Raw genomic sequence first — 21,626 nt, 5'->3', positions numbered from 1 at the left:
ACGTATATTATGAAAACTCAGATAACTCAAAATCATAGGGAATTATCCTTAGCAGCGTCACCGCCTTCTATCAGCTCACCTTCATCTTTTTGCAAGGCTTGATCACTTAAACGCACGGCCGCAAGTTGGGCTTGCAACAGGTAATTATCCACCTTGTCACTATGTTCAATAATTGCTTTCTTAAAAAGTGTAGATAACTGAGATACCAATGTTTGTTGCAGCAATTGGTTATTTTTAAGCTGTATGCTTAATCGCTTTGCTATGGCGTCAACCCTTTGCCAATGCTTTGCGTATAAAGGTTCAGTAGCTAGCTGAGTTAACAATCCTTGTTGCCTACGTTCGGCCTCTAGTAATGAATCGTCTAAATCAGCAAGTGCTTTTTTAGCCTGCCATAAGTTTGCTGGTAAGTCTTCCGATGCCAGCCAAATTAGTCTACCCGCGACTATGTCTAGACGTTTTTGATAAGACTCAGTTAAAGGGGTTTGTTGTAACTGAGACTTAATTTTGGCAATGCTTGTTAACCTTTCTTCTGAGCGTTTGACTCTTTTTAGCCAATCTTGGTACTGCTTTGACATAAAAACACTACCATCTTGCAGACGCTCTGCTTGCTCTAACTCTGCAGCTAGCAGATCTCTATGACCTTTTAAGCTTTCTAATTTATCTAAGGTACGGTCTGTCACCATGGCTTCTGCCCGCAAACTTCTATCAACTTTTCGCTCATCTAACATTAAATGATAGTGAGACATACGCTGTTGCCAACTAAGTAACTGAGCCTGTATCTCTAGGCTACTTTTTAAAGCCTCTATACCTATTTTAAATTCATTAGTGACTGCAATACTTTCAAAAATAAACTGTGCGTCTAGCGCCTGACCTTTTTGGCTCAACAAGGCATAACTATCAGCTTGATTTTCTGTTTTAAATGTTCCAGGAATTAAATCTAAAATAAAGTTAGGCTCTGATACCTGTGCCAATGCCAATTCCAATACTTGATTGGCTTCCTTAAATCGAGTCACACCCAGTTGTAGCATATTCATGGCTTGCCTAGGCGCAAAGGCCTTTTCATAGGCATAAGCACTGGCGATATATGCCTCTAACGTATATTCACTATGCTGTGGCATTTGGGTAAGTCTTTGCCAAATAGCCAATGCTACTTGCAAGTCCCCTTTCTCTGCCGCCGCCCAACCAAAGCCTAACAGTGCACTGTTATAGTCAAGTCCAGCAGTTCTAATTTTTTCAAATGTACGATAAGCGTCATGTGGCTTACCTTGTTGCATCAAAGTAAACCCTAAAGTTAGGTTGGCTCTATCTCGAATGGCAGCCCTTTCATCAGCGTCATTTTCATCTTGCTGAGCTTGATATAGGGGGCTCATCCAATTACCCCACCTTTTAATGATCCCAGAGTCTGTCGATGCTAAATCACCAAGCTCGGTAATGGCTTGTTCAACCTTGTTGCTTTGTAACAAACCTAGGGCTTTATTGTATGCAATGTATTGGCGGTAGATAGAGTCATCAGATAGGTTATCTAGCCAGTTATCAGTTGCTGAATCTGTAACGGTTTGAGTGTTAGGGCTTAATAAAAACCCATCTAACTGAGATTGAAGATATAACCAGTGGTCGCGTGTTAGGGAGTCGAAAAAATTATCTGCTTGGGTAATTGAAATGTTAGAAAAGGCTTGTGCCGCACTTTCATACTCACCTTCCCTATAATAAGCTTCTCCTAACAGTAACCAAGCATAGGCTGCGACTTTTTTAGATTGTGCATTTGTTAACAATTCTGTGAATATTTCAGCGGCCTGCTCATTTAAACCATAAGCTAAACTCATGGCGCCTTTTAGCAGCTCTGGCTCAATAAGCTCGCCACGCAAAGAATCAGATATGTTAGACAGTCCCTCAGGATACTGCTGCTCCAAAAGTGATATTTTAGCTAGGCCTTGGGCAAAGTTTCCTTGGTAGTATTCGTACAACACTTGTTGATAAGCATTTTGCAAGTCACGGTTTTCTGAGCTCGCCACAAGTTTTGCCTGAGCCAGCACCATAGGAACCATAGCTGACCAAAGCACAAAACCAATACAAGATTTTAGCAAACTGTTAATTGCCATATTTACAGCTCAACAGCCTTAAAAACTGGCTGCTGTTTTACACTTGAGTCGATAATACTTAGCTCTAATGTCGCAGGCTCTGCAGTCTTATTAAAGGTCAAACTCGTGGCCCTCTTATAGTCTCTGTTCTCTGGGCCTTTACCGATGAAAAACGCAGTTAGCTCATGCTCTCCTTGGCTAAGGTTATCTAGGTGTAACTTTTGAACGCCTCCTTTATAAAGGGCTTGAATTTGCTTTTCTGTGTATAGGTAATGAGTCACTGTATTGCCATCTATTTGTAGCTCCACAGAATCCAAATTAAAGTAAGTACCAACATCCATTGAAAGGTAAACCACTAGCTGGGTACTCGAAGGAAATAGTAAATCTTCTTCCAATACAAATAAGTCACGATTAAGTGCAATGACTTCCTTTCGTAATGCCTGCAGCTGTTGAGTAACAGTTTGCTCACCACTATTAGCATCTGACTCCACCACACTTTGTGAGTGAGCACCTACACTTAACAACATCAATATTAAATAAGGTAAAATGGCTAGCGTTTTAAATTTGCAATTCATAGTATCGGTTATCCTTAGGCTAATTTGGCCACTTTGCGACTAATAAAATATCGACACATATAAGCGCGTGATATTAGCTGAATACTGAAAAAGGGGTTCTTCACCAACAGGTGCATCAATTAACACATTTCTAAAGTCATCATAATCATAATTGACGTGATCTATGTCTAGGTTAATGGTGCTTTTCTTAAAAAAGTTAGCGGCAGAAAACTGAAATTCATAGGTAAGGCTCGCGCCAATAGAGACGTTACTAAATGTGCTCATTTCTTTGTCTCTAGCCCGTACATTAAACTCCGCACTTCGGCTAAATAAGTCCTGATAAAAGTCTGCTTTATCTTGAGAGTAATGGCGGGCTCTAACCTCAACTATCCAGTCATCACCAAAAGTATGTATGTATCCTACTTTATATGTGTTTGCTTCTATGCCCCAAGAATCAGAGAATAGTTTTGCCTCACCGTAAACCGATGCACGATAGGGTAAATAATAATTAGCAGTTAATGCAGCTGCATTACTGCGGCGGGTATTTGGGTAAACTTCAGTTTCAAATTGATAACCTCTTGCTGAGCTTGGGTCTAAATAACGTACCGACCGATAAGGATTATTAAGGTACCCTTGGTCCGCTATGTTTTCAAAACTCAACCCCACTATCATATTTTTAGTGATAATTTGAGTTAACCCTAACCGGTAATTTTGCCTTTCAGCCTGTTCGTAAAAAGATGCATCACCTATTCTACATATATCATCATTTCCTTTGGAGTAGCCTAAGGTTAAGGTAGTTAAGTCTCCAAAAAAATCTTGACTAATACCCACATGATATGACTCCGCCCAAAAGTCGTTCTCTAAGCTGTTTGTATAGTTTAAGCTCACCAGCGTTTTGTTGTGCAAAAAATCAACACCAACACTCTTTTCTGTGCGCTCTTCTTCATAGGGGCTAGCAGTCGCTAACACATCGATAGAAGCACCAGAAATGGTATCCACATAATAATTAGCCGACACAGATACAGAGTTGCCAATTTTTTTGCGTAATAATATTGAAGGGCCATCGATAGACATCCCTCCACCTTGATATGAATGATACATAGCATCAGATCTATCTTGCGGTAATACAGCAGCTTTAGTCTGCCAAGTAAGTGCAACTAAACTCAATATGGCCGCAGTTTTTAATAGGCTTATAAATTTAACGCCCAACACACATTTAGTTACAGCCACAACCACCCCCAGCGCCGCCTTCAGCCCCTCTAGCTCCTTCACGCGCCTGAAGAGCATGATTAGTATAAGAAGCAGAAACAGGATTTCTATTCATACTCATAATGGTGTCAGCCAAATTATCTCGTTCATAAGGTTTCACCCAAGGCTCAAAAGTTGAACTGCACCCACTAGCGCCAACAAGGGCCAAAATGCTGAGTAAAATAGGGAAATACGCTTTTTTCATAGTGAAACTCTCCTACTCTCGCAGTAATGCCTTCACTGCTTGTTTATATTTCACTTCGTCTCCGCTTTTATAACCATGATGTAATAAACGTTGGTTGCCATCTCTATCTACTAATACGGTTGTAGGCATAGCTTTTACTTCATAAAGTTTGCTGACTGTATCATTGCTATCAAATAACACAGGGAAGCTCACCGGAATATCGTTTAACAATATGTCAGCTTTAGCAGGGTCTTCGTCAACGTTTACTCCTAAAATGACAAACCCTAAATCTGCATATTCTTGCTGTAGGGCTTCTAAATAGGGTAACTCTTCTCTACATGGCCCACACCAAGATGCCCAAAAGTTAATCAGCACTACGTTGCCTATTTGCTCTTGCAAACGAACATTACCGTGAGCTTTGCTCGCTAATGTAAAATCTGGTGCAGGCCCCTTCTGAGTCGAGGCAGCAGTTGCCGTAAAACTTAATCCCAGCAACACTATGCTTGCACTTAGCCACTTACTTACAAATTTAATACTAGATAAGGCTGAGTCATGGGCCGAAAGAAATACTCTGTTTTTCGAAGTCATATTCATAAAATTCTCTTTTGATAAAAGCGCTTAGTTAGAAGAAAAACGTCGCACTCAAACTGTATTCGATATTGTGTGTTGTTTTTTCTTCACCAATCAACTCGGAGTTAAATAGGTGGTCTCGCATCGTAAAATGTAAGGCAAAGTAATCTGTAATAAGTAATCGGTATCCTGCGCCTAAACTCACAGTAAAGCGTTCATCGCCACCAAATTCAGTGCTTCCTGCACCTAAGGTAAAATAAGTTGCTGAATTAAAAATCAAATTGTCGGTAAAAAAGGTTTCACCATTTAGGTTGTACCCAAAAGACACATTATAAAAACGATAGTCTCTTTCATCTTCAGTTAAAAAAGGCGCACCACCACTTAGCACTTCAAAACTAGTTTGGCCTGCTTCAGCTTGGCCATAACTGGCTTCAACAAAAAAGTCTTCATTAATATGATATGCCGCTCGCAATCCAAGCAAGGAACTAGAAGCAAAATCTTCAATGCTAATCACCCCAGCAAAGGCACCAAACTCAAAATTCTCAGAATCAATATTGGCTTCGTTGATGTCCTGCCTTTTTATATTTGGCTCAATCAAGGTACCGGCTTCAACCGACTCTTGCGCCAACAAATTAGTACAATTTAAACAAAACAGTACAGCTAGAAATAAACTGCGAAACCCAATTTCCATTCTTCTATTTCCTCGTTTTCATCTCGGCTCGTTAAGGCCTGCAGATTTTTATATTCTAATTTCACTAAAAAGTTTCTTGCCAAGTAATACCTAAGGCCCACACCCACTGCATATAAATCACTGGTTCGGGCTTCGTCACCACTTTGCACTAGATTAGCCCTTGGCTGAGTTCGTATCTTCCCTACACCTAAACTAAAATAAGGGGAAACTCTCCAATCGGGAAACGTAGTATGTTGTACATTAACCAAAAAATACTGATTCTCTGATAAGTCGCCCAACGCTTGAGTAAGACTCAAACCCGCACTAATGTTTTCTGTGGCAATCCAATCTGCAAACAAAGTAAGCGATGGCGTACCATCAAAAGAACCGCCTAACATGCCAAATTCCATGTCTCGCTGAGAAAAAGAGGTAAATGACCCATCAAACAATTTAACAGCGCTACCTTGGCTACTTTCGGTTAAGTGCAAATCATCTTGCTTAATCCAACCTTGAACATCATCTGATGTACTCACCTTAAACCAACTTGTACGTCGCTTTAAAACGGTAACCCACTCCCCTTTTGCCGCAACATGTATCACTGGGTATCCACCAGCAGGACCAGAGTGAATATTTAAATAGGGCTCTACCACTTTAACTTGAATAAGCTCTTCGCTTAAAACCGCTTGGGTAAATATCAAAAGGCTGACCGCAGCCAAATATTTCAGATAAAATAGGGGATAAAAAGTCATAGCGACCTTACAGGTACGAGGTTTTGCGGCTAAAGGCAACATCAGTTAGCAGGCGCCGCAAATGGATTATTGTAATACTGGCCACCGATATCTAACCATTCAGACAGTAACTTCAGTTCAGCGGGACTTAACCAGCCATCATGGCTAGCACCAGGTTCAAAAATATCGAAAAAGCGGCTACTAGATGCCGCTCCATTGGGCGACATACTATTAACAACATTTACTAGCTCTGTCACTGGGATAGGCTCACCATCTGCATCCAAAATCAGCTCACCTTCTGCATCGACTTCAAACACTATATTTCCATCTGCATCTGTTACTTCTACTAAGCGATTAATTAAGATCCCGTCTGATAATTCTTGCTCGTTATCTGTAAACATCAACTCACGATAGCTAGTAAAAACATCTGGATCATCGCTAGAGGCAACACCTCTTAAGTCTAATTGTGCAGCAGGGACTTGTGCTAAATCGTCAGCCCCATCAGGAGTATGGCAACTAATACAGCTTCTATCTTCTATCAGGGTTACGCCGTCTTCAGCAAACACCTGTCTGGTTAGCGAAAACAAAGGTTGAATATGATCGGGGTAATTAATTTCAATGCGACATAAAGATGTCCAATTCAAAGCGCAGCTATTGCTTATGGGCAAGCTAGATTGTAAATCCGCATAGGCAAAGGTGAAACTTTCTTGTGGAATTTGTATTTCAGGGTCTGTCCACACGTCATCAAATACAATGTCTGCGCTTGGGTAGCTAACACCTAAGACTCGACCGGCAGTTTGTGCCATGGTATCGCCAACATCGGTAAACATAGCAGGGTTAGTATTAGGAAAGGCTCCGCCCGAGCTAGTGGCCCCTAAATTAATGCTTTCGGCTTCGGCATCTAAGCGGCCATGTGGTAGCTCACTGTTTTGGGTGTGGCAGCCATTACAGGTTTTCACTTCACCGGGAGCAAACTGCAACCAATTTTGATGACGCCCACTTACTCTTTTCCCGTCTTTATCCAGTACACTAAAACTCAAAGGAACATTAGCTGGTACATTAAACAATACCGACCCATCTGGCTCCACTGGCACATAACCTATGATCTCACGCATCAACTGTGCAGTACTGCGCCCAAAAGCAGAATTATCAAAATCACGTACATCATCATCGGGGAGTGACACTGCCTTTACCACCCTTAAAAACCTTGCGGGCCTATCAATTACAGCTGTTTGAGTAGGATCCGCCAATGCAGCAATCCCTTGTGGGCTAGTATCTATACCTGCAAAATCATAGACACTACGAATGTGCACTCTCCCTAAGTCATCTAGAGCCAAGTCTTGGTCATACTCATCAGCAATAATAGCGTTACCCGGGAAAGCTCTTGGCTGCATGGCCACAATATCAGTGTAAAAAACATCATCTTCAGGCACATTGATCACCAATTGCGTATTATCAACTGGATCATACATCCATAGCCCGTACAACAAAGGAGCGGCTTCAATCAAAGGGTTAGCTAATAAGCTATCATCACATGGCAGAATTTGTGCTTCTGCAGTCACTTCTAGTTCTGGGTCATACACTCTACATTGACTCCAGCTAAATAAGATCCGCTCACTGCCATCCCACAATGGATACACAGCAGAAAAACTCCCGCCAGGTGATATATCACCATTTATCAATACATTATCAAAAATTGCAGGGGTTTGAGCAGGGCCTACTAAGCCACTTTGAGACGCTATTGGCATAGTGTCATCAATGTAGTTTTCTACATCAATATTCACATAATCTGTACCCCAGCGGTCTGAGCTAAAAGGACGTAAGGCAGCTAAAATACTACCGTCTGGTTGCTCTGCTAATTGTGTAAACTGTAACGAGTCATCACTGCGTGTTGAGTTATGACTGTGGCGTCCATAAACAATTTCAAGGCCACTACCATCAGTATTCATTTGATATAGGTTCACAGTATTATTGTTAACTGCGTTATCCCAGCGACTGAATAAAATCTTCCCCGAGTTAAGCACAGTAGGGCCTAAATCGTGGCTTTGGTTGAATGATATTTGCTGTATATTCTCGCCTGTAGCATCCATAACATGTAACACAGAGGCTATTTGACTACGATCTTCATCTAACCCTTGGTATTGGGGTTTTCCTTCATCAAGTAAAATGGCCTGATTAGCCTGCTGGCGTGTAGAGCTAAATACAATTCGCCCATCGGGTAAATATGCAGGACCAGTGTCTTGGCCAAATTCAGCTTCAGAGTCTGAGGTAATCACCCGTCGTAACGAGTCACTTGGTAAGTCATATTCCCAAATATTCCATGTGGGTTGTTCGTCATCGTCCGCGTCTGCAATTTCTGGTGCGCGCATTGCAAAAATCAAACGCTCACCATCATATGACACATTTAAATCTTTAACGTCATAGGTCTCAAGTTCAGGCGCATTCCCAGCGATTTGTTCTTCAGTAAAAAAGGCCGCAGCAGAGATATTGGTTTCAGTGGCACTTACCGCTGCTCTACTTTTAATATATAAACTGGCACCAGGAATAAAGTCAGCTGGGCGAGTGATACTTTGCTGGATAAGAGCCTGTTCGTCATCTAGTGGAGTGATACGTTTTATATAGGCAATAGGCACATCTACCACTACAGGATCAGGCTCTTGTTCTGTGAGTAACAAAGAATCGTTGCCACAACTAAAAAGGGATACACACAAAAATGCACTCAATCCATAAGAGGGTTTTGAGTGCTTTAAAGAGCCAAAAACTAGGTCCGAAAACATACGTTTATTGATACCTGTAATACGCCAACTATTGATTCTATGTCTCCAAATAAATTGCTGTATAACCTACAAAAAGAGCATTCTAAGGTCATAACATTATTCTTTATCGGTAGCATTTAGATTATCAGTAACTTTAATCAATAAATACTGTCTACCGAATGCAACTTACCTATAAAGTTTTATGAATACTTACATTAACTTTCTGACGCAACAACAAATCAAACCATTATAGGGGATGATTTTTAATACCTTTAAGAAGCATTCGGTAAATTCCTCCCAATAAACACTAAAATAAAAAAGATATCCCTTTTAATAACATGTGCCTGTGCCCTTTTAACGACAGCAACTAGCCAACCAACACACCTGCCTAAAGCCTCATGTACTTTGGTTTCTTCCAATACGTTACTGAAAACTTGGTTAAAAAACATGTCAATCATCACAATCTCAAGTCTACAAAAAGCTACGTAATCAGGTCCGTTATTCGCTTTAAGTTATAACCTAACGTCGCTAATGGCATATACGAGTATGAGTGCGAAACCATGGCCCACTTCATGCTAATAGTCCAAAAATTGAAAATCCGATTAAACACCAGAGAAGCACGGATGCTAGGTGTGTAAAGCCATAGAAAATAGTTAGCCTGTAAATTGGGTATTAAATACTAGACCTAGTTACGAGATCGTATGTTGTGGCAATTCATTTAATTAATTAAAACTCTCTCAAGACATTTTGCTTGAGTATTTCCAAGCAGTCATGGGAGCCGCATTTGAACTTTGTTAACAAACACTACAACACGCTAAAGCACATGAGCAAACATATGCTTTTGGGAATTGTAATCGCCAGTACCTTAACTCCTTCAATTAGTTTTGCAGGCTCAAGAGAGCAAGCCAAGCGAATCCATGACCGCGTTGTAGGTATACCTCCTACAGCTGAAGTACTTGATGACATGACTCAACTTATTGACCAAGGCAATGTTAACGACGCCGTTTACCTAGCCATGGAAAATTCTGCTTTTTACTCTGTTACCCTTAAAAATTGGGTTACCCCTTGGACCAACGAAGAAGCGGACGTGTTTGCGCCACTCAATGATTACACTGCCACTGTAATAGGAATGATACGAGACGACATCGACTTCAGAGAAATACTCAGCGGCGATATCTTGTATGTCGCAAACGATAGTGTAGATGTGCCGGCCTACTCCATCACCAGTAATGATCACTACCAAGCCCTAGACGATATAGACGCAGACTTAAAAGAAGTACTGCAAGCAAGTACCCAATCTTCTGTTACAGGGATCCCATCAAGTGCATCTGCAGGAGTTATGACCACACGGGCCGCAGCAAAATCATTTTTTAAAGACGGAACCAATCGAGCGATGTTCCGTTTTACATTAATCAATCATATGTGTACCGATTTAGAGGGAGTGAAAGACACCACTCGCAGCCCAGACCGCATTCGACAAGACATCAGTCGTAGCCCGGGAGGCGACAGCCGTATCTTTAATAACTCTTGTATTGGGTGCCACTCAGGAATGGACCCTCTTGCACAAGCTTTTGCCTATTACGATTATGAATATGACCCAGAGTCAGATCCAGATGGTGAATACGGAGCGTTACAATACAACACCAGCTCACAAGTAGACCCAGACACCGGCTCCCAGGTGCAAGGTAAATATCATATCAACAGTAATAACTTTCCTTTTGGTTATGTCACCCACGACGACAGTTGGAGTAATTATTGGCGTGAAGGATTAAACAAAAACCTAGGGTGGAATGAGTCATTACCTGCAAGTGGTAACGGCGCTAAAACTATGGGTCAAGAGCTTGCAAACAGCGAAAAATTTGCAAGCTGTCAGGTAACCAAAGTGTTTGAAAATGTTTGTTTACGTAGCCCTCAAGATGCCGCAGATAGAGCCGAGATTTCAGCTATGACGAGTACATTTACCAACAGCGGCTATAACATTAAGCAGGTGTTTGCTGACTCAGCCAACTACTGTAAGGGAGAATAATGATGAGCAGTAACACCTACCCAATAATAACCCAAATGTTGGCTAAAGTAGCCCAGTACAACGCACACAATATGCTCAAATATTCATTCCCTTTGGTTGCCTTAGTTTTATTGGTCAGTAGCTGTGGCTCAGACACCACAGCGGTGGTTGAAAACCCATTAAGCTCGTCAACTCCAGTAGAAGCAACCAGCTACTCTGGACCGGTTGCATCCACCCAAGATGTCACCCAATTTAAAGTCGCCTTATGGGACAACATCAGCACAGAAAGTAGATGTGGCGCCTGCCACATACAAAATACGCAGTCACCAGCATTTGTACGAAATGATGATATTAACCTAGCCTACAAAGAGGCAAGCTCACTAGTAAACTTGGCTTCACCTAAAGACTCAGTGCTAGTAAGTAAAATTTCTGAAGGTCATAATTGTTGGTTAAGTAGCGCTGAAGCCTGTGCCGATATCATGACTACCTGGGTAAGCAATTGGGCTCAAACTGAAAATATTGCCAACGAAATCCAGCTTGAAGCGCCAGCAGCCAAAGAGCCTGGAGCCAATAAGAACTTTCCAGCGTCCAACGAACTATTTACCGATACCGTATATCCATTACTAGAAACCTATTGCGCAAACTGCCATACCAATTCAGCCACCATACCCATCTCTCCTTATTTTGCTTCCAGTGACTTAGACGAAGCATATGAGGCATCAAAGGCCCGTATCAATTTGGATATTCCAGAAAACTCTCGCTTTGTTGAGCGTATTCGAGATGAGTTCCACAATTGCTGGGGAGACTGTTCGAGTAATGCCTCAGACTTAATTACTGCCATCTTTGCTATGTCAGCAGAAATAGATGTAACCGAATTAGATGAAGCTCTTATCAATAGTAAAGCCTTAACTCTTTACGAAGGTACACTGGCAACTGGGGGTGGTCGTTATGAAACCAACGCCATAGCTAAATGGGAATTCAAAGCCGGCTCTGGAAGCACAGCATTTGACACCAGTGGCGTTGAACCCGCATTAGATTTAACCCTAAACGGCGATGTGGAATGGCTAAGTGGTTGGGGCATAAAGCTCACAGACGGAAAAGCACAAGGCTCTACCGCCAATAGTAAAAAAATATATGACTCCATCACAGCAACTGGCGAATTTTCAATAGAAGCATGGGTTGTGCCTGCTAATGTCACCCAAGAAGGTCCTGCCAGAATCATTAGTTACTCAGGTGGTGATACCACCCGTAACTTTACCCTTGGGCAAAGTCTTTACAACTACGATGTACTTTTAAGAACCAGTCAAACAGATTTAGACGGCCAACCCGCTTTATCAACCTCAGATGCTGATGAGATACTGCAAGCCAGCCTGCAGCATGTTGTGGTTAACTATGATCCTATCAACGGCCGCCAAATTTTTGTAAATGGTGAATTCACTGGTAATTTAGACAATGTTCAAGCTGGCGGTTTTAGTGACTGGAACGACAGCTACGCCTTTGTGTTAGGTAATGAGGTATCCGGTGACATTCCGTGGGCAGGCTCAATTAGAATGGTTGCCATTCATAATCGAGTATTATCTGCAGAGCAAATTGTCCAAAACTTTGACATGGGCATAGGCCAGAAATTCTTCTTATTATTTGAGGTGAGTGAAATCACTGAAGTTCCTCAAAGTTATATTGTGTTAGAAGTCAGCCAATATGACAGTTACAGCTATTTATTTAGCGAACCATTTTTTATCTCATTAGATGAATCAGCTAGCATAGGAAATATCCCAATTGCAGGCATGCGTATCGGTATAAATGGCCGTGAAGCCTCGGTAGGTCAGGTATTTCAAAACCTAGATACTCAACTAACCGACTCTGACTACACACCCAATGAAGGCCAAGTTTTATCTAACCTAGGGACAATTGTAGCCATAGAGAAAGGCGCTGAGCTAGACGAGTTCTTCTTAACCTTTGAAGTGCTTGGAGACCAAACCAATGTGGTCGTAGAAGCGGACCCAGCTGCAGCAGCCGAAGCCACAGATTTAGAGCCACAACCAGATATCGGCATACGTAACTTTATCGAAATCAATGCCAGTATGGCAGCGGCTACAAGTGTTCCGACTAACAATACCGCCGTCAAAACCACCTTTGAAACATTGAAACAACAGTTACCGTCTGTCACTGATATAAGTAGCTTCTTAGCATCAAACCAAATGGCAGTTACCCAACTGGCTATAAAGTACTGTGATCAGCTAGTAGAGACCCCAGAGCTTAGAGAAAATTACTTCAGTGGTTTTGACTTTGATGAAGCAGCATCTACCGCTTTTGAAACCCAAGATAGAAGCCTAGTACTCAATCCCATATCTGAAAATATATTAGGTATAAATTTAGAAACCCAACCCGACAATAGTGACGTGGAAATTGAGTTAAACTCCCTTATAGACAGGTTAACAGACTGCAGCCAAGGTAAATCTTGTGACGCTAATTATACCAAAACCGTTGTTAAAGCAGTCTGTGCCGGCGCACTAGGTAGTGCCGCCATCACACTTCAATAAGCACGATAGATAGAGTTTAAAAGAGTATAAACATGAAGCATAAACCAACATTGAGTCCAGACGAACCTTTGTATCATGCCTGCCATGCTAAACCTATGACAAGGCGAGACTTCATAGCACAAGGCTTTATGGCAGGTGTAGGGACAGTGCTAAGCGGCTCTGCTCTTAGTTTATTTGCTAACCCACGCAAAGCCCATGCAGCTCTATCTTCCGACTTGGAATCTTTAAAAAATAGTTGTGGTATTGCCACTCAAGGCGCTGGAAAAATCCCCTTTATCGTGTTTGATTTAGCAGGCGGTGCCAATATTTCTGGTTCTAATGTGCTAGTTGGTGGCCAAGGCGGCCAACAAGACTTTTTAAGCACAGCGGGCTACAGCAAGCTCGGCTTACCTGGCGACATGATCCCATCTATTGCCAACCCTGATACCGGTTTAAGTGACTATATCAATACCGAACTTGGTTTAGCTTTTCACTCAGACAGTGCTTTTTTAAGGGGAATTCAAGATAAGCTTAGTGTTACTAACCGAGCAAACATTAACGGTGCAGTCATACCTGCCCGCTCTGAGAACGACACTGGCAACAACCCACACAATCCTATGTATGGCGTAAATAAAGCAGGCTCAGACGGTTCACTTCTGACCTTAATTGGTTCCCGAAACACAGACTCAGGCGGTAACTCTATGTCGCCCAGCTCTATGATTGATAGTGCTAAACGCCCCACTAAAATTGACCGCCCATCAGACGTAACTGGTCTTGTTGATACAGGGGATCTAATCGGCCTACTAAGCCAACAAGACTCAGTCACAGTGATGGAATCAATTCAGCGTATTAGTGCCATGAAACTAGGCAAAGTGAATACCCAAATTACCACAGATGACGTACTTAAAGATTTAGTAAATTGCGGTTATGTTAAAAGCGCAGACATTGCCGATAGATTTGGCGATCCCTCAACTTTAAACCCAGAATTAGACCCAGATATAGTAGGTGACAATGGAATATTCACCCAAGAAGAGTTTGACAATGACTCTGAATTCCAAAAAACAGCCTCCACTATGAAACTTGTTATTAACGGCTTTGCTGGTGCTGGTACCATTACTATGGGTGGTTTTGACTACCACACGGGTAACCGCGCCACAGGCGAAACCCGAGACCTAAGAGCTGGTCGCTGTATGGGTGCTTGTTTAGAATATGCAGCACGAGTTGGCGTACCACTAATGATGTATGTTTGCAGTGATGGCTCAGTTGCCAGCAACGGTATGATAGATGACTCTCTAGACGGCAGAGGTAAAGGCGTATGGACTGGAGATAACTCTTCTACCGCTTCATCGTTTTTCTTAGTGTATAACCCCGGCGGTACACCTCAGCTAATTGGTGCTACGCCAGACGCTCAAGCTCAGCACCAACAAATTGGTTACATGCGTAGCGATGCATCGGTAGAAACCGCGTCAAGCCCAGCAGCAAATAACGTAAACCTTTTAGCTGAAACTGTGATCCTTAACTACATGGCCCTGCATGGTGAACAGGGCAACTTTGCAAGTTTGTTCCCAACCCATGGCCTAGGTAACAGCGCCCTAATGGATAGCCTAACCGCGTTCGAGCCTATAGTGAGTGGCACTTACAGCTAAAAAATACCCCTCATTGAATGTCCCTTTGTAGCCCGGCCAAGACAAGCCTGGCACAAAGGGCTAAAGATTAACATCACCCAAGAAAGTAAAGTTAATCTCGTTTATACAATGCTTCTATAGAGCTAGTTTCAATAGTGTTCGCATTAATCATATACCCCGCCAATGCCCCAGAGGCATCTTCTGGTAACGCTAGTTTTTCAACGGATAAAGCATGAACCGTAAAGCGGTAGTGATGCACACCATGGCCAACAGGTGGACATGCCCCGCCAAAACTTGGCGCACCATAATCATTACTAACATGCATACTGCCCTTAGGAATAGCACTCTCTTTTAGGCTTGCTGCCCCTGTTATTAGCTCTGATGTATCTTTTGGTATATTCACTAATTGCCAATGCCACCAGCCACTGCCCGTTGGAGCGTCAGGATCATAAGCTGTAATAGCAAAGCTCTTGGTATCTTCTGGAGCATTCACCCACTTAAGATGAGGAGATAAATCATCACCAGAACAGCCAAACCCATTATATTCTTGGGCTTTATCCATAAACTCACCCTGAGCAATATCATTGCTCATTAATGTAAATGGGTCATTACTATGGGCCACAGTAGACGCCCCCATTAGTAATGCAGCAATCAGCTTTGTTGAGTGAACCATTGTGTTTCTCCTTACTCGGTATTAATTGAAAAGCTATGCTATGGTACTTTTAACTGAGACTTTAGTACCAAACCAATCATTGTTTCGCCTTATTCTGCCACTTGTGTTTTACGAAGCTCTGACGGCGTTAAACCAAATTGTTTCTTAAATCGTTCAGTAAACCTAGATTGGGACTGATAGCCACATTTGTCTGCAATTATGCCAACAGGATGCTTAGTGGTTTGCAGTAAATGTAAGCCTAAACCTAACCGCGCCTTATCTTTTATCTCTTGGACACTGGTAGATTCTTGTTTTAATTTACGCCTAAGGGTTGATTCGCTCATTGCTAATTTCTGACAAATTGCTTGAACTGATAACTCACACCCTGGCTGGTTGATAAACATATTATGTAATCGATCTTTTAACTGAGGATTCGCAAGTAAAGATAAAATATCAGTATGCCCAAGGTGGCATAACAAAGTAAGTAGCTCTCTTTTTCGTGATGACAATATCTGGCTTGGCGCCCACTTTGCGCTTTCTACAAATTGTTGCAAACACGCCATTAAAGTCGGGCTCGTTTTGCCTATATAGTGTTTTTTAGCACTGACTCCATTAATTTGTAACCCAGCAAAATCCTCATGGTCAAACTCAATTAACAAAGCGAAATAGCGATTTGTTTGCGGGATGTTACGCATATCTATAGCGCTATCACTTGGCAAAAAGATAAACTGCCCCGCCTCGCAAGTGATATCACTATTCACCCCCAACTCTTTGTAACCACTAAGAACAACAATCAACAAAGGCTTTGCAATTGGTACGTTTAAGAGCCGCTGCTCTTCAACCGAGGTGTAAACACTAAAGGGCTGCTTACTATTGTCATCGAGTGAATTGTTAATTACATCAATAAGAGTTGCCACGGCCTACCTATCTGTCAGTAATATGCTTAAACAAGGTTAAATATAACTTCAACAAACCTAAATACTTTTACTGAAAGGCTTGGCTTTGACAGGGTTTGTACTGAACTTAGCCGCAAACCAAAAGCTCCATGACAAATACAAGACTAACCAAGATTTACTAATGCCCATTAAACTCTCCCATATATCAGGCAATTCAAGTACAGCGGCAATAAACCCAAAAACAGAGAAAAACAAACACAACAAGGCCCCTACATAAGCGCTAAATTTCACTAAGGGATGAAATTCATAAACTTTAACTTTCATATAGTTCTCCATGTCATTGACCTGATTTATTAGGATTCTTTATCTTTAAAATATCTCTAGTTGAAAAATAACTGAAAAACGGTAACGAAAGATATATTCCCAGTAGCGAGTCAAAGGCAACTAAATAATATACTAGCTCCCCTTGGCCCACAGTGCCGCAAAAATCCCATTGGAAAATAGATATACACTCGTACACAGAGGTAAACCAAACGTAGCAAGTAAAACCTATAATTGCGCAGAAAATAATGATGCTTCTAAGCATTTTTAAGCGCAGTGATTTTGAAGGTTTAATTTTCATAACTGCGCCTTTAATGCCAAAAAATGAGGCTTAGGCCACTGGCAAAATCCAAATTCACCGTGGCCAGTTAACAATCACAAGCCCCTTACTCCACTCTTGCTAACTTACCGTTTTCAAAAGTAAATTTAGAATGTTCAGTAATTATCACATTCCCCTTTTCAACAATAAACTCATCAGGGTTAACTTGACGAAGTAGGTGCAAAATATCTTTTTGCGTGTATTTATCTGCACCTTTGACTATTAACTCACCCAAAGACTTTATTGAGTTATTTGCATCATCATTTGAAGTCGATAGATACGAGTAGCTTACAGCTTGATCAACTACGGCATAAAACCAAAATAAATTAGATAAAATTAGCAGTGTCACAGCAACAAAAAATGATAACTTCCATTTGTTCTTAAACACAATTCAGCCTTTTATAAAGTAAAAACTTGGTTACTAAGCACCTAACTAAAATGGCTCCCTCGGGGCTATTTATGAGCTTTAATCACTTTGGTCCCACCAACATGATCGTGAATACAGCGTTTTGATTTACTAAATATAAAAAGAACATTAACTAAATTTATAAACTGCCCCACTAGAGGTATTTGAGGGATCACCCAATAAAAACCATAACGCTTAGCTAAAGTTTTTAAGTCCGCATGCTCACCATCCACGGTAACAATCTTTATACTTTGTGATTTTTTACCCCAGGTTTGACCATCTCTAAGCATGATTTTGCCGTGTATAAGTAAAAAAATGACTGTGCTAACCAATGCCAAAGTTAATGTATAAAGTATTGACAGCTGTTGACCTTCAGCAATACCCTCAAAGCCTCCAGTTAAATACATAATAGTTAATGATATGGGTAAAATTGTTAGCGAATCTATAATTGATGCTAAAAACCTAGCCCCCCGTGAGGCTAACTCATTATCAATATCGTCTACTTGAGGGACTAACTCGGCTTCCGGTGATTTATATATTTCATTTTCCATTTTTTACTCGATATTTAGATTAAAGCTAAATAGAAAATACGATGGCTTTTAACCGAAGGCAAGCAATAAAAACTCTGCATTCATTTGTGAAAGCGAATAACAAGCTTAAATAGATAGGAAAGATACAGCACCATAAAAAGGGCAAAAAAATCAACCAAGTAACCTTGCCCATTTTCAAAATCACCAATTGGAACAGCCATAGATATAGGTGCAATATAAGGAATCAAGCTAGCATCGCCTACACTTCTGATGCTTTGCCAAAGAAAACACAGCAAGGTGATAAGTATTGCATTTCGACTCTTAACCCAAATACCATAGGCCCCATATCCAGGTATCAACACATAAAGCAAAACACTAATTACAGCACTAACAGAGCTTTGAAAACCCAAGGAAATAATCACCCACAAACCAATGAGTGCAAACACGCCAAGAATACAACTAGCAAGCTTAAACATTAGTTTTCCAACACCTCACTTAGATGCACAAATATGCAAATGATACTACGAACCTAACCATCAACCCTTTGTAATATTTAACCCGCCAATTATATGCTTGCGGCCTTTATTTCAAGAAGCCGGTTCACCACCACTGGTAGCTTTTGAAATGCATTGTTAGGGTATGCAATTAAGAAGTATTCACCTCTCATTTGCTTAAAGTCCAAAAGCTTATTGGCTTTGTATACTTGACTAAAGTGCTGCTCCACTTCTCGTTGAGAAATGTTTAATTCAATTGAAACTCCGTAGACACGACCATAAAGCTTTTCACCCTCGATGTTTTCGACCTTACCCCAACTTACATAAAGAAATTCAGGCTTGTCACTTGGTGACGGACTAGATGGAAAATGCATTCCGTAATCGTCAGCAGTAAAATATCCCCAACCTTTCCAATTTGTCGGCTTGAATAACATCAATAAGAACTATTAGCGGTTTGTTATGGCCCTTCAGAAAAAGCCCACTTATCTCTGTTACCGTAAAATACCCAAGCTAAGTCACTTGAAACCAAATACAAAAACAAAATATCTGTATTTCGTTGGAAAGCATCAAAGTTATCCCAATTTAAAAGAAAGTGAGATGATAGGCGTTTCTTGATACCAGTAGACTTAGATATTCGTTCAAAGCTTTCAAAGGCAAAAACTATTTGATTAGACATACCGCTAAAAATTGAACTAAATTCTTGCTCCGTAAGCCAACCAGCGGGTGCGGTGACAAGGCTCTTGATTTCTGTCCAATCTGAATTTTTAACTGAAAGTTCAATATCACTATCTGTATTAACTATTCTATTCAGGTCGGTGAACTTCATTTTGTCTTCGAGCGCTATGGCGTATAACAGATGTAGATTTTAGGGACGCTCTAGCAGCGAGTAAAGCTCCTACCATAGTCACTTGTTAGGTTTCATTTGCTTGACCGAAGTGCATTAACCAACACTGAAATGTGAATTAGTAGGAGTCCAAACAATATAAAAGTTTTTGATTTGAGAAGGTCAACGAGCGCGTATGTATCATCCATTCTTGCTGTTTCAGAGTTTAACTTTTCAGTGACTAGAGATATTGCCATATCTTCAGTCAATGGTTCATCTGCTTCCTGAATTACTTTGATTAATTCTTCATAAACCACTTGTGATTGTTCTCTGGTTTCATGAAGCCTAAGAACATTATCTGCAATGTATTCGGGAGCAAAATAAGAAAATATCGAATACGCCACAATTAGAGAAAAAGAAATGTAAACAGCCTTTGTCTTCAAAATTTTCTTCCTGAAACCTAACGCCCCGCTAAGGGGCACAAATATGTGGGCTATAATTGACGAGCAAAGCGAGACAGCCCACATGTTTGTGTCCCAGCGAATGCAATGAGCGACTTAAGCGGTTTGTTAGTGTTTAATTCTAGACAACAACTCCAATATTTCTGATACAACCATTTCTGGTTCTTCATTTTGAGGGTAGTGATAACTTTGTTCTGTTAAAACGATTTTACCTTGCGGAAAGGCATTTACCCAATCTGTATGCAGTTTTCCCCACAGTTCCCGCCCTTTATCGGTGAAGAATAATACAGGGGGGTTAACAAATTTTTTGGTCGATGCAATTACAGTAATAGGAATATTAGGTATTTGGGGGTAATCTGGTAGCGGACGTTTTGACCAAAAATCTAAATATTGATTAGACATTCCGTCGACTAAATCATCAAGTTTAATTTGAGCTATCTCTTTTTCAGCTTTGTCTAAATCAATTTGACGCATTATATCAACGTCATGTTCTGAGGCTGGCTCAATTAACATTAATGCAGATAATTTTTCTGGGTATGAAGATGCAAATCTTCTCGCAATATAAGCACCATAAGAGTGTGCTACATAAACAACTGGTTTTTTTATACCTGATGCATCAAGTAGTAAAGATGCCTCTTCGGAATATTGCTCAGAACTGTAATTTTTTTTAATTTTCTCCGAACCTCCATTACCAATTCTTGAGTAACGAATAACTTTTGTTTCTTTAGCTAATTCTTCAAAAATCTGGTCCCAATCAGATAAACCAGCTGAGCCTCCAGCTTCTAAAAAAATGATGCTGTTACCCTTTCCTTTTGTTTCGTATTCGACATCATAACCTTTTACTTTTACAAAACTAATCTCAGCTAATGAGTCCAAGCTAAGAAAAAAAATAAAAAATAACCATCCAAATTTCACGAGTCCACCTGTAACACTAACGCCTAAATATGGGGCACAAACAGGCAGGCGATAATGGCGAAGCCGCCTGCTTGTTTGTGTCCCAGCCCGCTTGCGGGCGACATAATTTTTTTGTTATGTGACACTGCCATTTAATTCCTTTTTTCTTTAAGCTTATGAATTGATTTGATTAGCATATCCCAAAGACACAAAACTATTAGCGCAAAACCAGCAATAAAAATAAACCCGTCTGAACGACGCCCATCAAACCACGATTCGATGCTTTCGAATCTAGTTACCATCCAGTAACACAACAAAGTGCCAGCGATAATTCCGCTTAAGTCCAAAAGAAAGTTCTTTGTAAAATAAAGTTTTGGGAGCTTCTCTGACTTCATCAGTTAATCCAGTTCTTTTGGCACATAACGGCTCAACTAAACGGCGATAACGCGCGTTTTGGCGAAGCCAGCGTGTTGACGTCCGAGTTGAGTTGTTTGTTATGCATAGCCAAATTCCAAAAGAGCGAAGAATGCCAACAATGATAAAACACTACCAACCAAATATATCCTGGCTTGCTTGTAGCTATCGGGATTGTCTGTTTCATTAATCATTTTCGCCAGTTCTGAGCCAAGTGATTGTATGCTGGAAGCAGATATTTTCCTTTCTAAAACTATCATTGCTAGATTCACACCAAAGTACATAAACAGTATTAGAAGTATTACTGTTGAGATAATCGTTGATGTATTTTCAATATTTACCAAGCTAAATCCTTTCTATGCATAACAATTTAATAGTGCGCGAACCGCGCATTTTTCTATCTACAAATCGCGCACTTTCTTAATTTATCTATTTCTACCAAATTCAGTAACACTTTGCTACTTAAAGAAAAATTTGGA

22 protein-coding genes are annotated in these 21,626 nt (G+C 40.8%); 3 read left to right on the top strand and 19 right to left on the bottom strand.

The annotated features are described in order from the left end of the window. Positions 1-32: 32 nt before the first annotated feature. From ACMUMK_RS03160 to ACMUMK_RS03125, 8 genes are read right to left on the bottom strand one after another with little or no spacing between them, the layout of a single operon-like run. Complete coding sequence (locus ACMUMK_RS03160) at positions 33-2,099, bottom strand: tetratricopeptide repeat protein (protein ID WP_414699668.1); 2,067 nt, start codon at positions 2,097-2,099, stop codon at positions 33-35. A gap of 2 nt (positions 2,100-2,101) precedes the next feature. Next, positions 2,102-2,653 carry a hypothetical protein gene (locus tag ACMUMK_RS03155; RefSeq protein WP_414699667.1) on the bottom strand — a complete coding sequence of 184 codons (552 nt, stop codon included), beginning with the start codon at positions 2,651-2,653 and terminating at the stop codon, positions 2,102-2,104. Between the two features lie 39 nt (positions 2,654-2,692). Beyond that, positions 2,693-3,862: a DUF3570 domain-containing protein gene (locus tag ACMUMK_RS03150; protein ID WP_414699666.1), complete on the bottom strand. Its 1,170-nt coding sequence runs from the start codon at positions 3,860-3,862 to the stop codon at positions 2,693-2,695. After that, the gene (locus ACMUMK_RS03145) at positions 3,849-4,085 is read right to left on the bottom strand and encodes a DUF4266 domain-containing protein (protein ID WP_414699665.1); all 237 of its coding nucleotides are present in this window, start codon (positions 4,083-4,085) and stop codon (positions 3,849-3,851) included. Before ACMUMK_RS03145 ends, ACMUMK_RS03150 begins: the two co-directional genes overlap by 14 nt. A 12-nt stretch (positions 4,086-4,097) precedes the next feature. Then, a complete protein-coding gene (locus tag ACMUMK_RS03140) occupies positions 4,098-4,652 on the bottom strand; it encodes a TlpA family protein disulfide reductase (RefSeq protein WP_414700320.1) in 555 nt (184 codons plus the stop codon). A 34-nt stretch (positions 4,653-4,686) separates the two neighbouring features. Further along, on the bottom strand, positions 4,687-5,325 hold the full coding sequence (locus ACMUMK_RS03135; protein WP_414699664.1) for an outer membrane beta-barrel domain-containing protein: 639 nt from the start codon (positions 5,323-5,325) through the stop codon (positions 4,687-4,689). After that, on the bottom strand, positions 5,295-6,095 hold the full coding sequence (locus ACMUMK_RS03130) for an SH3 domain-containing protein (protein WP_414699663.1): 801 nt from the start codon (positions 6,093-6,095) through the stop codon (positions 5,295-5,297). The genes ACMUMK_RS03135 and ACMUMK_RS03130 overlap by 31 nt, the downstream gene beginning before the upstream one ends. Beyond that, positions 6,095-8,809 (bottom strand): hypothetical protein, encoded by a 2,715-nt coding sequence (locus tag ACMUMK_RS03125; protein ID WP_414699662.1) that lies wholly within the window; start codon positions 8,807-8,809, stop codon positions 6,095-6,097. The genes ACMUMK_RS03130 and ACMUMK_RS03125 overlap by 1 nt, the downstream gene beginning before the upstream one ends. Positions 8,810-9,623: 814 nt before the next feature. On the opposite strand from ACMUMK_RS03125, the gene ACMUMK_RS03120 reads away from it, so the two are divergent. From ACMUMK_RS03120 to ACMUMK_RS03110, 3 genes are read left to right on the top strand one after another with little or no spacing between them, the layout of a single operon-like run. After that, entirely contained in the window at positions 9,624-10,814 is a 1,191-nt protein-coding gene (locus tag ACMUMK_RS03120) for a hypothetical protein (protein ID WP_414700319.1), read from the top strand. Continuing rightward, a complete protein-coding gene (locus tag ACMUMK_RS03115) occupies positions 10,814-13,333 on the top strand; it encodes a LamG domain-containing protein (RefSeq protein ID WP_414699661.1) in 2,520 nt (839 codons plus the stop codon). The genes ACMUMK_RS03120 and ACMUMK_RS03115 overlap by 1 nt, the downstream gene beginning before the upstream one ends. Before the next feature lie 32 nt (positions 13,334-13,365). Further along, positions 13,366-14,958: a hypothetical protein gene (locus ACMUMK_RS03110; protein WP_414699660.1), complete on the top strand. Its 1,593-nt coding sequence runs from the start codon at positions 13,366-13,368 to the stop codon at positions 14,956-14,958. 91 nt (positions 14,959-15,049) lie between these two features. Here ACMUMK_RS03110 and ACMUMK_RS03105 read toward each other — a convergent pair whose 3' ends face one another. From ACMUMK_RS03105 to ACMUMK_RS03055, 11 genes are all read right to left on the bottom strand, one after another. Then, entirely contained in the window at positions 15,050-15,610 is a 561-nt protein-coding gene (locus tag ACMUMK_RS03105; protein ID WP_414699659.1) for a YbhB/YbcL family Raf kinase inhibitor-like protein, read from the bottom strand. A gap of 89 nt (positions 15,611-15,699) precedes the next feature. Then, complete coding sequence (locus ACMUMK_RS03100) at positions 15,700-16,506, bottom strand: helix-turn-helix transcriptional regulator (protein WP_414699658.1); 807 nt, start codon at positions 16,504-16,506, stop codon at positions 15,700-15,702. A gap of 57 nt (positions 16,507-16,563) precedes the next feature. Further along, entirely contained in the window at positions 16,564-16,809 is a 246-nt protein-coding gene (locus ACMUMK_RS03095; RefSeq protein WP_414699657.1) for a hypothetical protein, read from the bottom strand. Positions 16,810-17,192: 383 nt separating this feature from the next. After that, on the bottom strand, positions 17,193-17,513 hold the full coding sequence (locus ACMUMK_RS03090) for an Imm58 family immunity protein (RefSeq protein WP_414699656.1): 321 nt from the start codon (positions 17,511-17,513) through the stop codon (positions 17,193-17,195). A 65-nt stretch (positions 17,514-17,578) separates the two neighbouring features. Further along, positions 17,579-18,082 (bottom strand): RDD family protein, encoded by a 504-nt coding sequence (locus tag ACMUMK_RS03085; protein ID WP_414699655.1) that lies wholly within the window; start codon positions 18,080-18,082, stop codon positions 17,579-17,581. An 80-nt stretch (positions 18,083-18,162) separates the two neighbouring features. Continuing rightward, positions 18,163-18,537: a hypothetical protein gene (locus ACMUMK_RS03080; RefSeq protein WP_414699654.1), complete on the bottom strand. Its 375-nt coding sequence runs from the start codon at positions 18,535-18,537 to the stop codon at positions 18,163-18,165. 89 nt (positions 18,538-18,626) lie between these two features. After that, complete coding sequence (locus tag ACMUMK_RS03075) at positions 18,627-18,989, bottom strand: hypothetical protein (protein WP_414699653.1); 363 nt, start codon at positions 18,987-18,989, stop codon at positions 18,627-18,629. A gap of 23 nt (positions 18,990-19,012) precedes the next feature. Next, entirely contained in the window at positions 19,013-19,381 is a 369-nt protein-coding gene (locus ACMUMK_RS03070) for a hypothetical protein (RefSeq protein ID WP_414699652.1), read from the bottom strand. Between the two features lie 92 nt (positions 19,382-19,473). Beyond that, the gene (locus tag ACMUMK_RS03065; RefSeq protein WP_414699651.1) at positions 19,474-19,905 is read right to left on the bottom strand and encodes a hypothetical protein; all 432 of its coding nucleotides are present in this window, start codon (positions 19,903-19,905) and stop codon (positions 19,474-19,476) included. 42 nt (positions 19,906-19,947) lie between these two features. After that, entirely contained in the window at positions 19,948-20,754 is an 807-nt protein-coding gene (locus ACMUMK_RS03060; RefSeq protein ID WP_414699650.1) for an alpha/beta fold hydrolase, read from the bottom strand. A 473-nt stretch (positions 20,755-21,227) separates the two neighbouring features. Next, positions 21,228-21,491, bottom strand: coding sequence for a hypothetical protein (locus ACMUMK_RS03055; protein ID WP_414699649.1), 264 nt, complete (start codon positions 21,489-21,491; stop codon positions 21,228-21,230). Positions 21,492-21,626: the final 135 nt, after the last annotated feature.

The organism is Paraglaciecola sp. 2405UD69-4, from assembly GCF_047525415.1.
Classification (GTDB): Bacteria; Pseudomonadota; Gammaproteobacteria; order Enterobacterales; family Alteromonadaceae; genus Paraglaciecola.
The sequence above is the reverse complement of the archived record's forward strand: the minus strand, read 5'-3'. Positions and strand labels throughout refer to the sequence as shown.